The following is a 15,140-nucleotide window of genomic DNA, read 5'->3' on the forward strand; positions in this document are numbered from 1 at the left end:
ACGCCAGCCCAGCCTTTCTTGGGGACAGAAAATTGCCGCTATCGGCTTGGCCCGACCGCCCGGCCATGATTTAACCCAGCGCCATGATCCTGACCCGCATCGCTCGCCCTTTCCTGCTGGCCGCCCTGCTCGCCGGCACCGCCCTTTCCGCCCAGACCCGCGAAGCGCCTTCCGCGCCGGTCGATGCGGTCGATCCCTTCATCGGCACCTCGGGCGAAGGCCACACCTTCCCCGGCGCCGTCGCCCCTTTCGGCATGGTCCAGCTCTCGCCCGACACCCATGTCGGCCCGGCGCGCCAGACCTATAACTGGGCCGCCGGATACCGCCATGAAGACCCGGTGATCCTCGGCTTCTCCCACACCCATTTCTCCGGCGCGGGCCATAGCGACCTGGGCGATTTCCTGGTGATGCCGGTCAGCAGCGACAGCGTCCCGCTGGAGGCCGGCGACGACAAGACGCCGGGCTTCCGCTCGCACAAGGCCGATGAGGTCGCCTCGGCCGGCTATTATGCCGTCACCCTGACCGATCCGGGCGTGCGTGCGGAAATGACGGCCGGCACCCGTATCGGCGTCCACCGCTATACCTTCCCCACCGGCAAGGCCGCGCATCTGGTGCTCGACCTGCGCTCGATCATCTATGACTATCCCGGCAAGATCCTCTGGTCCTCGATCCGCATCCGTCCCGACGGCACGATTACCGGATCGCGCGAGGTGCGCGGCTGGGCCACGCCGCGGCGCATCTTCTTCGCCATTCGCTTTTCCGCGCCGCTGACCAGCCATCAGTTCGTCAGCACCGAAAAGGACATTCTGTATAAGGGCTTCAAGGGCCCCGGTCGCGGCCCCGAGACGCTGGATTCCCTCTCCGGCCGCGCGCTGGTGGCGCAACTCGACTTTGGCACGCTGACGAAGCCGCTGGAGGCGAAGGTCGCGCTGTCGGGTGTGGATGAGGATGGCGCCATCGCCAACCTCGCCAGCGAGCCGGGCGATTTCGACGCGATCCGGGCCAGGACCCGCACCGCCTGGAACGATGCGCTGGGCGCGGTGAAGATCGACGCGCCGAAGCCGATGCGGACCAATGTCTATACTGCCCTTTATCACAGCCTGATGGCGCCCAGCGTCTGGAGCGATGCCGATGGCCGATGGCGCGGACCGGATGACCAGGTGCATGCCGGAGCCGGCTTCACCATGCATTCCACCTTCTCGCTATGGGACACGTTCCGCGCCGAACATCCGCTGCTGACGCTGATCCAGCCCGAAGCGAAGAATGCCGATTTCGTGAACTCGCTGGTCGCAGGGCAAAAGACCAGCCCGTTCGGCATCCTCCCCGTCTGGCAGTTTGGCGGCAAGGAAACCTGGACGATGATCGGCTATCACGCCGTCCCGGTCATCGCCGACGCCTGCCTGAAAGGGATCAGGGGCATCGATTGCGTCGGCGCGCTCAAGGCCATGGTCGCGAGCGCCGATTATGCCCCTTATGGCGGCCTCGGCGACTATATGACGCTCGGCTATGTCCCCATCGACCGCGAGCCGGAAGCCGCGTCCAAGACGGTCGAATATGCCTATGACGACTGGACCATCGCCCGCCTCGCCCGCCAGCTGGGCGACACCGCCACGGCCCAGCGCTTCGAGAAACGGTCGCAAAACTGGCGCAACAGCTTCGACGCCAAGACCGGCTTCCTGCGCGCGCGCAAGGCGGATGGCAGTTTCCGCACCCCCTTCGATCCGACCGCGATCAACTATGGCAGCGACTATACGGAGGGCAATGCCTGGCAATATAGCTGGTTCATGCCGCATGATCAGGGCGGCCTGTTCCGCCTGCTGGGCGGCGACACGAAAACCGTCGCCAAGCTCGACGCCATGTTCGACTATGACAATAGCAAGATCGACTATAGCCATGCCGAGGACATATCCGGCCTGATCGGCCAATATATCCATGGCAACGAACCCAGCCACCATGTCGCCTATCTCTACAGCTATGCGGGCCAGCCCTGGCGCACGCAGGAGCGCCTGAAGCAGATCGTCGACAGCCAGTATAAGCCCACGCCCGATGGCCTCGCCGGCAATGACGATCTGGGCCAGATGTCGGCCTGGCTGGTCTTCACCGCATTAGGCTTCTACCCCGTGGCGCCGGGCAGCAACGAATATGTGATCGGCCGCCCCTTCGTCGACCGTGCGGAGATGACCTTGCTCAGCGGCCAGCGCTTCACCGTGATTGCCGATGACCTGTCCGACGCCAACCGCTATGTCGGCCAGGTGACGCTGAACGGCAAGCCGCTCGATCGCGGCTATATCACCGACGCGGAAATCCGCGCGGGCGGCGAATTACGCTTCACCATGCAGGCGAGCCCCAACAAGACATGGGCGACCGGCGTGAAGGCGCGGCCCTTCTCCATGACCGGCTATGGCAAGTGAAGGCGCGGGACCGCCATTATCTCTTCGTCTGCAGCCAGAACAAGCTGCGCAGCCCCACCGCCGAACAGATTTTCGCTGACCATCCCGGCATCGAAACCCTGTCGGCGGGCACCAACCATGATACGGAAACGCCGCTGGACGATGAGATGCTGCGCTGGGCCGACACCATCTTCGTGATGGAAAAGGCCCATCGCAGCAAGATCCAGCAGCGTTTCCGCGGCGCGTAGGCGGCAGGCCAGATCGCATTTCCGGATTGCGGTCGCCCCGGTGCAGGATCATAGTCGCCCCGACGGCCGCTGACGCTCCGATGGAGGATGCATGCTGATCGCGATGATGATGGCCGCGCACGCTGGCGCTGCCCTGCCCGCCTCCACGCGGCCGACAATCATGGCATCCATGACCGTCTCGCGCCCTTCGACGCCCCCTGCACCATCGCCGGTCGGCAACGAAGATACCATGCTGATCGTCGACGGCGTGCGCATCGATGCCAGCGCTGCGGCGCTGGCGGCCTGCCTCGCCCGGTCATGCCCTCCAGACGAAGATATGGAGGCTGCCACCGTCCACGCTGAAAATCAGTTGCTGGCGGGCGATCATCAGGGCGCGCGCGATACGCTACGTCAGGCCCGCGCCCGCAACCAGCGCCACCAGCGGGATTATGCGGTTCAGGTCGGCCAACTGCTCGACTTCGATGCCGAGGTCGCGTCCTACAGGGGGCTGGCGGACTATAGCCGCACCGGCACCATCGATGCGCTCGACGCGCTCAAGGCTGGACTGCCCCCGCAGGATCGCCGCATCGCCATGCAGCGGATGCACGTTGGCGACGTCTTTCTGCGTCAGGGCAAGATGCGCAGCGCCACCGGTTTTTACGACCGCGTAGCCAAGGAAGCGAGCGCCCAGGGCTGGCCCGAGATGGAAGGGTTCGCCCTGTTTCGCGGCCTCACCGCCTATGCGACTGCAGCCAGTGTCGACCCGGCCTATGATGACGAGGCGCAACGCCGCTACGCCGCATTGAAAAGCCGGACAGCTCCTGCCATCCGCCCCTATCAGGACGCTGCGCTACTCATGCTGGCGAAACTGGAACTGATGAAAAATGGCCTGTCCGAGGAGGAACTGACGCGCCGCCTGTCGGGCCAGCGTTCCGCGTCGCCCCTGCTGGTGGTCGGCCCGCGGATAGAAGCCCAGGGTAACAGCCTGGTCCTGTGGACCGACGACCGGCGCAAACATGTGCTGCTGCCCGCCAATCCATCGGGCCATTGGGCGGAGTTTCGCTATCTCATCACGCCCGATGGCCGGATCGACGCGATCGAGCAGGTGGGTAGAGGCCGAGCGACCAGCCATGTCGCCCCGGAAGCCTGGGCCGACCTGGTCGGCGAAGCGCTGGCCCAGCGCCGCTATTTGCCTCTCGCTCTGGCGGCCGGATCGCCGGGCCTGTGGCAACGCGAACGCTTCTTGCTGACGGCCGACCTGGAACTTCCGCAAAAAAGCCACACCCGCATCCGCCGCCCCGGGGAGAAACTGCACATCCGCAGCTTCCAGATTACGGAAAACGACGCCGACTGATGGGCCGAAAATGGCCGGCGAGGTTTCGACCTGTTTTTGCCGTTCCTTCTCCCTTGGAGGGAGAAGGATGAAGTCCCCCGCCCCATGTGCCAGTTGGAAGAGGGAGGGAACGAAAACTGATCCCCGAATGCTGCCCGTTCGGTCCCTCCCCCGCGAGTTCGGTCTTCGGAACAGCGCTAAAGGGTGGGAACAAGACATTCCTCCCCGGCACGGGGAGGGGGACCGCTCGCGTAGCGAGTGGTGGAGGGGCACAGGCCGGATAGCGCATCGCTAAGAGGCACCTGCCCCTCCGTCAGCGCTTCGCGCTGCCACCTCCCCAAGCAAGCTTGGGGAGGAACTGGAAACGTCAGCTTCTGGTCGTTAAGCGTCACAGCCCGATGCCACCATCGCCCCCTTTTTCCATTCCGGTACTTTGTATTGACCCCCGACCGGCGGTGCGCCCCTAGACCAGTGCCCCGCAAATCTCGGCATGCCGCTTTTCGGCATAGCGATCGGTCATGCCGGCGATGAAGTCGGCGATGTGGCGGCTGCGGGTAGGTTCCTCCAGCGCGCATTCGTCGCGCCATTCTGGCGGCATCAGCGCGGGATCGGCCAGATAGGCGCGGAACAGGTCCATCACGATCACCCGCGCCCGGTCGGCGGCGGCCAGCTGGTCGGGATGATGATAGAGGGTCGCATACATGAAGCGCTTCAGTTCGCGTTCCTGCGCCGCCAGTTCGGGCGAGAAGGCAACCAGCGTGCGGCCCAGCGCGCGGACATCGGCGACCGTTTCCACCCCGGCGGCCGCGATATTGGCGCGGGTGGTGGTGAGCAGGTCATTGGCCATCACGCCAATCTGTTCGCGCACCAGTTCGCGCAGCAGCCGATCCTGCGGCACATCGGGATAGCGGGCCGTCACCCGGTCCCAGCAATGGCGCACCAGCGGCACCGTCAAAAGCTGTTCCAGGCTCAGCAGCCCGGCGCGCAGGCCATCGTCAATGTCGTGATTGTCATAGGCGATGTCGTCCGACAGCGCCGCCAGCTGCGCCTCCAGCGAGGCATGGCTGGTGAGATCAAGCGGGAACAGCGCGTCCAGTTCGCGCATCGCCCAGCCGGGCTTGGTCACCGGCCCATTATGCTTGGCCAGCCCCTCCAGCATTTCCCAGCTGAGGTTGAGCCCACGAAAGCGCGGATAGGGCGAATCCAGCAGCATCAGCGTGCGCAGCGTATGCGCATTATGATCGAAGCCGCCATGATCCTCCAGCGCCGCCTCCAGCGCATCCTCGCCGGCATGGCCGAAGGGCGGATGGCCGATATCATGGGCCAGGCACAGCGCCTCGGTCAGATCCTCGTTGAGGGCGAGCGTGCGGGCGATGGCGCGGCCGATCTGCGCCACCTCCAGGCTGTGGGTCATGCGCACGCGATAATGATCGCCGTCGGGCGACACGAACACCTGCGTCTTGTGCCGCAGCCGGCGGAAGGAGATCGAATGGATGATGCGGTCGCGGTCGCGCTGGAACACATCGCGCGGGCCGCGCATCTCGCCGCCCGGTTCGGCATGGAGCCGTCCCCGGCTCTGGTCGGGCTGAGAGGCGTAGGATGCGAGCATCGTCATGCGAACCCCTTATTTGCTTCCCAGCTTTTCGACCACCTCGCCCGCGTCGCTCTGCCAGGCGAAGGCGTCGGCACCGGCCTTTTTGAGGTCCGCCTCGACCGCTTTGGCGCGGGCGAAGCTGGCAAAGGGACCGATGAGCAGGCGCGAGGTCTGGCCCCAGCTTGCGCTCCAGCCATCTTGCGGCGCAACCGCGTCATACTTGCCCTGCAAGCGCTTGAAGGTGAAGGCCAGCGCGCTCTTCTGCCCGGTGCCGATCTGCACCCAGTTGCGCGCGGGGTTGGCGGCCAGCCGCTTCTTTTCCTCGGCTTCCTTCTTCGCCTTGGCATCGGCTTCCGCCTTGGCCTTGGCGGCGGCCGCCTTCTTCGCCTTGTCCGCCTCCGCCTGGCGCGCAGCGGCGCGGCGGGCAGCCTGCAGCTTCTCGACCTCGGCCAGGTCGACCGCGACCACGTTCGAGCGGCGCTCGCTGTCGGGCACGTCGATGGCGTGAATGATGTCGGCCAGACTGCGCGTCGCCTCCGGCGCCGGCTGCGGCGCGGCGCTGTCGGCCGGCGGCGTAAATTGGGTGGCGACCGGCGCCGATGGCGTCGGCGCGGGCGGCGTGCCCTGCGGCGCGGGCGGGGTCACGCTCGACGCCTGGGCAAGGGCGCTCGAATTGAGCTGCGAGGCGGCGCTCGGCTGGCCGGTGGTCGGCGCCGGCGCGGTGGAGCGCGGCGCGCCGTCATCCAGCGCGTCGAGGCCCGGCGCGGGCGGCCCCTGCACATCGGCCGATGCGCTGCGGACCGGGGCGGGAGTTGGTGCCGGGGTTGGCGCGGGCGCTGGCGTCTGACCGGGCACCGGCTGCACCACCTCGGAACGAGCGCTCTGGCTCCGCGTCGGCTGGACAACCGGCTGGCGTCCGCGCATGTCGGCGGGCAGCGGCTGGACCGTTGCGGGCGCAGGCGTCGGCGTGGGGGCAGCAGGCTGCGTGGCCTGTGCGGCCATCTGCGTCCGGCTCTGGGTCGGCGCGGGCTGGCTGGCGGCAGGCTGGCTGGCAGTAGGCTGGCGGGCGCGGGACTGGCTAGAGGGGGGCGTGCTGAGCGGCGCGCGGGCCAGCGACGTGCCGCGCTGCCGGCCACTGCCGTTGCGGGTCGTACGGCGATCCCCCTGGGCCGGCGCGGTCGACGCGGCGGCGGCGGGTGCGGCGTCGCGCGACGCCAGCTGGACGCCCGGCGCCGGCGGAGTCGGCATGATCGGCGTGATGCTGGTCGCGACCACCTGCGGGAAATGGCCGAAATGGACCGCAGCCGCCTTCTGCGCCGCCGTCAGATAGGGCATTTTCTGCATATAGGGGGTGATGGCGCTCGCCAGCTGGGCGGGCATGGTCTGGTCGACCACCTTCTTGGCCTCGGCCTGGCGGTTGTTCATCGCCAGGATGAAGGCATTATAGCGCCAGGCGGCCCGGTCGCTCTTGTAGAGCAGCGGCTGCAACACCTTGTCGGCGGCATCCACCTGTCCCGAAATACCGAGCGAGGCGGCGTAGCGGCGCACCAGTTCGGCATCGTCGGGGGTGCGTTGCAGGGCGGCATGATAATCGCGCTGCGCCCCGGCCTGATCGCCGGTCATGTCGCGCGCAAGGCCACGGTCGCCCTGGATGGTCGCTTCGGGATAGCCGGCACGGGTCGCCTGGTCGAACAGGCGCAGCGCTTCGGCCGGGTTCTGCATCTTCAGCATGACCCGGCCCAGGCCCGCCTTGGTGCGTCCATTATTGGGCTGGATCGCGTCGGCGCGGGCAAAGAAACCGGCGGCCGCGCGGGCATCGTCCAGCTCCAGCGCGGCTTCCCCTGCCCCCACCAACGCGCTGAAATCACGCGGATTTGTGGCCAGTTTCGCCAGATTATTGTTGAGGTCCGCGGCGCCCGAGGGCCGGACCAGATCGGCCTGGTCGGTTTGCGCCTGCGCAGCCGTGGCAAGAAGCAGGCTGCCGAGAATCCATAGATGAGATCGTGTCACATCGCTCCCTTAGCGGATCGCGGAAGCAATGGGAAATGACCTGCACAAAAAAGCGCGCCGGGTCGCCCGAAGCGACCGACGGCGCGCCTTTGGCAGGCCGGTGCGGGCCTATGCCCGCACGCTGGCCTTACTGGTTGTTCTGGCGGTTGAGAAAGCGCGGGATATCCAGACCCTGCGTGCCTTCTTCGGCGCCCGGTGCCTTTTCGCTGCCACGGGTAAGGCCAGCCATACGTTCGAACAGCGTGCCACCGGTCGCGACGCGCGGCGCCGGCTGGGCGGGCTTGGGCGCGGCTTCCGGTGCGGTCGGTTCGGCCGCTTCGGCGCCGAGCAGCAGTTCATCCTGCGAGGGATCCTCGTCGGAGAAGACGGCCGCGGGACGCGCAGGCGCGAAGGCCGGCGGTGCCTTTTCGGCGGCAGGCGCGGCGATCGGCGCGGGCGCCGGGGCTTCGGGCACGTCCAGTTCCAGCGCTTCGGGCTCGGGCGCGGCGACCGGGGCCGGTGCAGCAGCGACCGGCGCGGCTGGGGCGGGTGCGGCCACCGGTGCCGGACGCGGTGCCTGCGGCACGGCGACGGCCGGACGGCTGGCGAAGCTGAACGGCTGGGTCAGCGGCGCGGCCTGGCTGCCGACTTCATTGTCGATGCCGGTCGCGACGACCGACACGCGGATCTTGCCGTTCAGATTGTCGTTGAAGGCGCTGCCCCAGATGATGTTCGCGTCCGGGTCAACCAGTTCGCGGATATGGTTGGCGGCTTCGTCAACTTCCATCAGGCGCATGTCGTCGCCACCGACGATCGACACGATCACGCCCTTGGCGCCGCGCATCGACACACCGTCGAGCAGCGGGTTGGCGATCGCCTTTTCCGCGGCCTGGAGCGCACGGCCGTCGCCTTCCGCTTCGCCGGTGCCCATCATCGCCTTGCCCATCTCGCCCATCACCGACCGCACGTCGGCGAAGTCGAGGTTGATGAGGCCCGGCATGATCATCAGGTCGGTGATCGAACGCACGCCCTGCTGCAGCACCTCGTCCGCCATCTGGAACGCTTCCTTGAAGGTCGTGTTCGGGTTGGCGATCAGGAACAGATTCTGGTTCGGGATGACGATCAGCGTGTCGACATGCTTCTGCAGCTCGTCGATGCCGCTTTCCGCCGACTTCATGCGGCGATTGCCCTCGAAGGTGAAGGGCTTGGTCACGACGCCGACGGTCAGGATGCCCTTTTCACGCGCCGCCTTGGCGATGACCGGGGCCGCACCGGTGCCGGTGCCGCCGCCCATGCCGGCGGTGATGAAGCACATATGGGCGCCTTCCAGCGCCTGTTCGACGGTGATGATGGTTTCTTCCGCAGCCGCGCGACCGATTTCGGGGCGCGAACCGGCGCCCAGACCCTCGGTGATCTGCGGGCCAAGCTGGATGCGCCGTTCGGCCGGCGAGGCGTTCAGCGCCTGCGCATCGGTATTGGCGACGATGAAGTCGACGCCCTCGACGCTGGCCGCGATCATGTTCGCGATGGCGTTACCGCCTGCACCGCCAACGCCTATCACCGCAATGCGTGGCTTCAATTCGTCCACATGCGGCGGGCTGATCTCGATGCTCATATACTTTGCTCCCTCAGCTTCCTCGTCAGGAAGTGACAACCGTCATCAATTGTTAACACCAGAAAATAGAGTATTTCACCTGCTATTTTCGTTTTCGTTCAAATTCGCTCAGTAATTCGTCCGCATCGCCCGCATCATGCGCTGCCACCATTGCGGGGCGCCCAGACGATGCACGGTTTGCGGCGCAGGCGCCATCGCCCTAAGATCAACCGGGTTTGAAGCGCCGTAAAGCGCCAATCCGGCCAAAGTAGCGAAGGCCGGGCCACTATGCGCTTCGGGCATGGCTGACAAGCCGCGTGGGCGACCGACCCGCACCGCACGCCCCAATGCACCTTGCGCATAGTCGGCAATGCCCTTCATCTCCGCGCCGCCGCCGGTCAACACGACCTGGCGTCCGGTGCTGTTGAAACCCATGCCGGCCAGCGCCGCATTCACTTCCGCCATGATCTGGTTCAGTCGTTCGCAAATGACGCCGACCAGCGCCGCGCGGGTGATCTTGCCGCCTTCCGCATTGGGGCCGGCGCTCTGCCCCGGAATGGCGACATCGCCATGGGGCGTCGCGATCTCGATCATCTCGCGGAAGTCGCGGCGGTTCTGCATCGCCGAACCATAGAAGCATTTTATCCGCTCCGCCTGGCTGCGGCGAATGCCGAAAGCCGAAGCGATATCGTCGGTAATATCGGACGCGCCCATCGGGATCGAATGCAGCCCCACCAGCATGCCGCCGGCATAGAGCGAGACATTGGTGACCCCTGCCCCCATCTCGACCAGCGCCACGCCCAGGTCGCGCTCCTCTTCCGACAGGCAGGCAAGTCCGGTCGCGATCGGCGAAGCGACGATCGAATTGACGTTCAGATAGGCGCCACGCACGCACAGGTCGAGATTGGCGAGCGGCGCGCCATCCGCCAGCACGACATGGATGTCGACGCCCAGCAGATCGGCGTGCATGCCCAGCGGCTTCTTCACCGGCACCTTGCCATTGATGGTGAAGCAGGTCGGCTGCGCATGCAGGATGATGCGGCCATCGGGGTCGATGCCCTGCTGGCCGGTGGTCAGCAGATCGTCGATGTCCGGCTGCTCGACACGATAGCCGCCCATGTCGCGCTCGACCGTGACGACGTCGCTCACCAGGCTGCCGCCCGAGAAGCTGACCCAGACATCCTCGATATTGGTGCCGGCAACACGCTCGGCCTGTTCCACCGTCTCGCGCACGGCCAGTTCGGTGCGTTCCATGTCGGCGATGAAGCCGCGGCGCACGCCCCGGCTCTCGCGCTGGCCGGTGCCCAGGATCGCCAGCTCGCCCGTATCGGTGCGCCCCGCGATCAGCGCGGACACCTTCCACGATCCGATATCGATCGCGGTGATGAGCTTTTCGACCTTGGGCTGCGCCATGACTTAGCCTTCCTCGCCCGCGGCAGGCGCACTTGCGGTCTTTTCCGCCTTGGCGTCCGCCGCTGCCGGCTTATCGCTGGTCTGGCCCTGCGGCAGACGCAGCACGAAACGATCGGGATCGCGCATGTCGAACTTGACGATGCCCCGGCCGAGCAGCCGGTTGACGCCATCCATGCGCGCGAAATTCACCAGCGCTGCCGCCGATGTCTGTTCGCCTTCCGGCAGCGACAGCGTCTCCCCCGACTGAAAGCGCAGATCCCAGCGACGGTTCCCGACCCAGGTTGCGCCAGCCAGCATCGGCTTCAAGGCCGGCGCACTTTCCATCAGCTTGTTGAGGCCGGCGGTCTGGAGATTGGCGTTGGGGCCGACCACCAGCGGCAGGTCCGGCATCGCGCCGGCCGACACCGATTGCAGCACCACGCCCGCCACGTCGATCAGATGCAGTTGCCCGTCATGCTGCCACACCGCGACCGGATCACGCTCAACGATATCGACGACCAGCGTATCGGGCAGGCGACGGGAAATGCGCGCATCCTTGACCCAGCCAAGCTTCAGCATTTCCTGTCGAACCTTGGGCAGGTCGAGCGAGAGCATCGAGCGATCGACCTGGCCGAGCGCAATATTATAGACCGGCATCTCGTCCATGCGCTCGACGCCGCGCACCTCGACCTTCTCCACCTCGAAACCGGCGCGCGCGGCCAGGCTTGCCGCCTGCTCGCGCGCCATGTCGGGCAGCCCCGCATAGATGGCGATGGCGATGGCGATGCCACCGAAGATCGCGAAGATCGCCCAGGTCGCCAGCTTCTGCAGCGTATCCTCGCTGATCGGCAGCAGTTCGAGCAGCCGGTCGAACGAGGACTGGCGCTTGAGCTGGCGGCCACGGCCCGATCCGGCCTTGGCGCGCACCTTGCCCCGCGCCGTGCTCAGCCGCGCCGTGCCGCCGCGCCGGATCCGTGCCTCAGCCATTGCCAGCCCCCATGTTCGGCCCCCTCGTCAATGCTTCCTCGCAGATCCGCTCGACCAGCTCGGCATATTCGATGCCCAGCTTTTTCGCCTGTTCCGGCACCAGGCTCAAGGGGGTCATGCCCGGCTGGGTATTGACCTCCAGCAGGTAAAGCCCCTCGACGCCCTGGCTGTCGTCCCAGCGGAAGTCGGAGCGCGACGCGCCCTTGCAGCCAAGCAGCTGGTGCGCCTGGAGCGCGATCGCCTTGCACGCCTGCGTGATCTCGTCCGGTATCTCCGCCGGGCAGACATGTTCGGTCATGCCGTCGGTATATTTGGCGTCGAAATCATAGAAGCCGCTCTTGGGGCGCAGCTCGGTAACGAGCAGCGCCTCATCGCCGAGCACGGCGGTGGTCAGTTCGCGCCCGCGAATATAGGGTTCGGCCAGAAGCTCGGGAAATTCCTGCCATGGGCCGACGCTGTCGCGGGCGATGGGATTGCCATAATTGCCCTCGGCCGTGACGATCGCGACGCCGACCGAGCTGCCCTCATTGACGGGCTTGAGAACATAGGGGCGCGGCAGCGGATCGCCGGCATACAGGCTCTCGCTCGCCACGATCTGGCCACCGGGCATGGGGATACCGTGCGGCACCAGCGCCTGCTTGGTCAGTTGCTTGTCGATCGCGATGACCGATGTGGCAAGGCCGCTATGGGTGTAGGTGAGGCCCATCAGGTCCATCATGCCCTGCACCGTGCCATCCTCGCCCGGCACGCCATGCAGCGCGTTGAACACCACGTCTGCCTTGGTCTCGGTCAGGCGCGCGGCGACGTCGCGATCCATGTCGATCCGCGTGACCCGATGCCCGCGCGATTCCAGCGCCTTGGCAACGCCCTCGCCGCTCGACAGCGACACCGGCCGCTCCGCCGACCAGCCGCCCATCAATACGGCGACATGCCAGGGACCACGGCTCATGCAAGACACTCCAGATACATCGTCATGCCAGCGAAGGCTGGCATCTCACTGCCTTTGAACGCAGCGAAGGAAGAAAAGAGGGATCCCAGCCTTCGCTGGGATGACGGATTGGAAGCACAAATCACTTCGCCAACCCCACGGCATCTCTGTTTGCGCCGTCGGCAAACATGCCGACACGCTGGATTTCCCATTCCAGCTCGACGCCACTCTTTTCCTTCACGCGGCGGCGGACTTCCTCGCCCAGCGCTTCGATGTCGGCGCTGGTGGCATCGCCGGTGTTGAGCAGGAAATTGGTGTGCTTCTCGCTCACCTGCGCGCCGCCCAGCGCGAGGCCGCGACAGCCCGCTTCATCGACCAGTGCCCAGGCCTTGTGCCCGTCCGGGTTCTTGAAGGTCGATCCGCCGGTCTTGCTGCGCAGCGGCTGGCTTTCCTCGCGCGCGGTGGCGATGCGGTCCATTTCCGCCTGGATCGCGGCCGGATCGCCGGGTTCGCCGCGGAAGGTGGCCGACACGACAACCGCGCCGTCGACCATGTTGGAATGGCGATAGCTGTAATGGAGATCACTCGCGAGCAAGGTCACCTGCTCGCCCGAGCGCAGCACCACCTCGCATTCCACCAATATGTCCGCGGTCTCGCGGCCATAGGCGCCGCCGTTCATCCGCACGAAGCCGCCGACCGTGCCGGGGATGGAGCGGAGAAATTCGAGACCAGCAATGCCGGCATCCCGCGCGGTCGAGGAGACGAGGATGCCCGACGCACCACCGCCGCAGACCAGCGTCGTGGCATCCAGCGCCTCCACCCTGGCGAAGGGCTTGCCCAGGCGCACGACCACGCCCGGCACGCCGCCATCGCGAACGATCAGGTTGGAGCCGAGGCCGAGCGCCATCACCGGCATCGCCGGATCGAGCATGGCGAGGAAATCGGACAGATCGTCGGCGTCCTTGGGCTCGAACAGCCATTGCGCCGCCCCGCCCGCCTTGAACCAGACGAGCGGTGCCAGCGGCGCATCGGCCTTGAGCGCGCCGCGAACGGCCGGGAGAGAAGCCATCATCGTCAACCGCGCACGCCCCAGAGATTCATCCAGCTCTTCATCGCCTTCATGCCCGCCTCGCCGGCCTGATGCGCGGCCATGCCGGTCTGCACCTGCTTCTGCGCCGCCTCGACCATGTCGCGCGCGACTTCCACGCCCTGCATCTGCATGTCGATCATGCGCTTCTGCATTTCGAGGCCGACATTGAAGAGCTCGAACATCAGGCGGTTTCCTTGACCTTGGCGGTGACCGCAGCGGACAGGCCCGCCGCCCATTTGGTGATGTCGCCGGCCCCCAGGCAGATGATCATGTCGTCGGCCTGGACATCGGCGGCGATGACGCGGGCGAGATCGTCCGCATCGGCGACGGTGGCGGCGTTGCGATGGCCACGGCGCTTGAGGCCGGCGACCAGCGCTGCGCTGTCGACATCCTCGATCGGCTGCTCGCCAGCGGTATAGACCGGGGCGGCATAGACGATGTCGGCATCGTTGAAGGCCTGCTGGAAATCATCCATCAGGTCGCGCAGGCGGGTGAAGCGATGCGGCTGGACCACGGCGATCACCCGGCCCTTGGCGCCTTCGCGCGCAGCGGCGAGCACCGCCTTGATCTCGACCGGATGGTGGCCATAATCGTCGATGACAGTGGCGACGCCTGCGCCGGCCGGGATTTCGCCGACCTTGGTGAAGCGGCGCTTCACGCCGCCGAACTTGGCGAAGCCGGTCTGGATGGTCGCGTCATCAATGCCCATCTGCAGCGCCACGCCGATCGCGGCCATGGCGTTCAGCACATTGTGGCGGCCGGGCATGGGCAGTTCGATGCCCTCGATCCGGCGGGTCGCGCCGTCGCGCTCGCGAATCTGGACGTCGAAACGATTGCCGCCGGGCACCGGCTGGACATTCTCGCCGCGAATATCGGCCTGGGCGGAGAAGCCATAGGTGACGATGCGGCGGTCCTGCACGCGCGGCAGGATGGCCTGCACCTCGGGATGGTCGAGGCAGAGCATCGCCGCGCCATAGAAGGGCACATTCTCGACGAACTCGACAAAGGCGTCCTTCACCGCGTCGAACGAGCCATAATGGTCGAGATGTTCGGGATCGATATTGGTCACGACCGCGATCGTGCCGTCGAGGCGCAGGAAGCTGCCGTCGCTCTCATCGGCTTCCACGACCATCCAGTCGCTGTTGCCCAGGCGCGCGTTGGAGCCATAGCTGTTGATGATGCCGCCGTTGATAACGGTCGGATCGACCCCGCCCGCGTCCAGCAGCGCCGCGACCATCGAGGTGGTCGTGGTCTTGCCATGGGTGCCGGCGATGGCGACCGTGGACTTGAGGCGCATCAGTTCGGCCAGCATTTCGGCGCGGCGGATCACCGGCACGCGATTTTCCAGCGCCAGTTCGACTTCCGGATTGCCCCGCTTGATCGCGGTCGAGGTGACGACCACCGCGGCATCGCCCAGATTTTCGGCCTTGTGGCCGATCATCACCTTGATGCCCTTGGCGCGCAGCCCTTCCACGACATAGCCTTCGGCGACGTCGGATCCTTGAACCTTGTAACCCAGATTATGCATGACTTCGGCGATACCGGACATGCCGATGCCGCCAATGCCGATGAAATGGATCGTGCCGATGTCGGTGCCGACACCCTTCATGCCTGAT

General features: G+C 66.3%; 12 protein-coding genes. 3 read left to right on the top strand and 9 right to left on the bottom strand.

Annotation, left to right across the window (positions count from 1 at the left end; genetic code table 11):
* The first annotated feature begins 83 nt into the window (after positions 1-83).
* The 3 genes from ACI6S0_RS12105 (at position 84) to ACI6S0_RS12115 (ending at position 3,971) form a co-directional block, all read left to right on the top strand.
* Positions 84-2,411 (top strand): GH92 family glycosyl hydrolase, encoded by a 2,328-nt coding sequence (locus tag ACI6S0_RS12105; RefSeq protein ID WP_434403199.1) that lies wholly within the window; start codon positions 84-86, stop codon positions 2,409-2,411.
* The gene (locus ACI6S0_RS12110) at positions 2,408-2,638 is read left to right on the top strand and encodes a hypothetical protein (protein ID WP_434403200.1); all 231 of its coding nucleotides are present in this window, start codon (positions 2,408-2,410) and stop codon (positions 2,636-2,638) included. The genes ACI6S0_RS12105 and ACI6S0_RS12110 overlap by 4 nt, the downstream gene beginning before the upstream one ends.
* 91 nt (positions 2,639-2,729) lie before the next feature.
* Positions 2,730-3,971, top strand: a complete 1,242-nt coding sequence (locus ACI6S0_RS12115; RefSeq protein ID WP_434403201.1) for a hypothetical protein — start codon at positions 2,730-2,732, stop codon at positions 3,969-3,971.
* Positions 3,972-4,413: 442 nt separating this feature from the next.
* Here ACI6S0_RS12115 and ACI6S0_RS12120 read toward each other — a convergent pair whose 3' ends face one another.
* From ACI6S0_RS12120 to murC, 9 genes are all read right to left on the bottom strand, one after another.
* Entirely contained in the window at positions 4,414-5,565 is a 1,152-nt protein-coding gene (locus ACI6S0_RS12120) for a deoxyguanosinetriphosphate triphosphohydrolase (protein WP_434403202.1), read from the bottom strand.
* 9 nt (positions 5,566-5,574) lie between these two features.
* The gene (locus tag ACI6S0_RS12125) at positions 5,575-7,554 is read right to left on the bottom strand and encodes a tetratricopeptide repeat protein (protein ID WP_434403203.1); all 1,980 of its coding nucleotides are present in this window, start codon (positions 7,552-7,554) and stop codon (positions 5,575-5,577) included.
* 127 nt (positions 7,555-7,681) lie between these two features.
* A complete protein-coding gene (gene ftsZ / locus ACI6S0_RS12130) occupies positions 7,682-9,148 on the bottom strand; it encodes a cell division protein FtsZ (protein WP_017501206.1) in 1,467 nt (488 codons plus the stop codon).
* Between the two features lie 108 nt (positions 9,149-9,256).
* Entirely contained in the window at positions 9,257-10,540 is a 1,284-nt protein-coding gene (gene ftsA / locus ACI6S0_RS12135) for a cell division protein FtsA (protein WP_004207952.1), read from the bottom strand.
* Between the two features lie 3 nt (positions 10,541-10,543).
* Positions 10,544-11,506 (bottom strand): cell division protein FtsQ/DivIB, encoded by a 963-nt coding sequence (locus ACI6S0_RS12140; protein WP_434403204.1) that lies wholly within the window; start codon positions 11,504-11,506, stop codon positions 10,544-10,546.
* Complete coding sequence (locus ACI6S0_RS12145) at positions 11,499-12,455, bottom strand: D-alanine--D-alanine ligase (RefSeq protein ID WP_017501209.1); 957 nt, start codon at positions 12,453-12,455, stop codon at positions 11,499-11,501. Before ACI6S0_RS12145 ends, ACI6S0_RS12140 begins: the two co-directional genes overlap by 8 nt.
* 121 nt (positions 12,456-12,576) lie before the next feature.
* The gene (murB, locus tag ACI6S0_RS12150; RefSeq protein ID WP_434405942.1) at positions 12,577-13,503 is read right to left on the bottom strand and encodes a UDP-N-acetylmuramate dehydrogenase; all 927 of its coding nucleotides are present in this window, start codon (positions 13,501-13,503) and stop codon (positions 12,577-12,579) included.
* A gap of 5 nt (positions 13,504-13,508) precedes the next feature.
* A complete protein-coding gene (locus ACI6S0_RS12155) occupies positions 13,509-13,706 on the bottom strand; it encodes a hypothetical protein (protein ID WP_004207957.1) in 198 nt (65 codons plus the stop codon).
* Positions 13,706-15,133, bottom strand: a complete 1,428-nt coding sequence (gene murC, locus ACI6S0_RS12160) for a UDP-N-acetylmuramate--L-alanine ligase (RefSeq protein ID WP_007711639.1) — start codon at positions 15,131-15,133, stop codon at positions 13,706-13,708. Before murC ends, ACI6S0_RS12155 begins: the two co-directional genes overlap by 1 nt.
* Between the last annotated feature and the right edge of the window lie 7 nt (positions 15,134-15,140).

Source organism: Sphingobium sp. DN12 (genome assembly GCF_051058005.1).
Taxonomy (GTDB): domain Bacteria; phylum Pseudomonadota; class Alphaproteobacteria; order Sphingomonadales; family Sphingomonadaceae; genus Sphingobium; species Sphingobium yanoikuyae.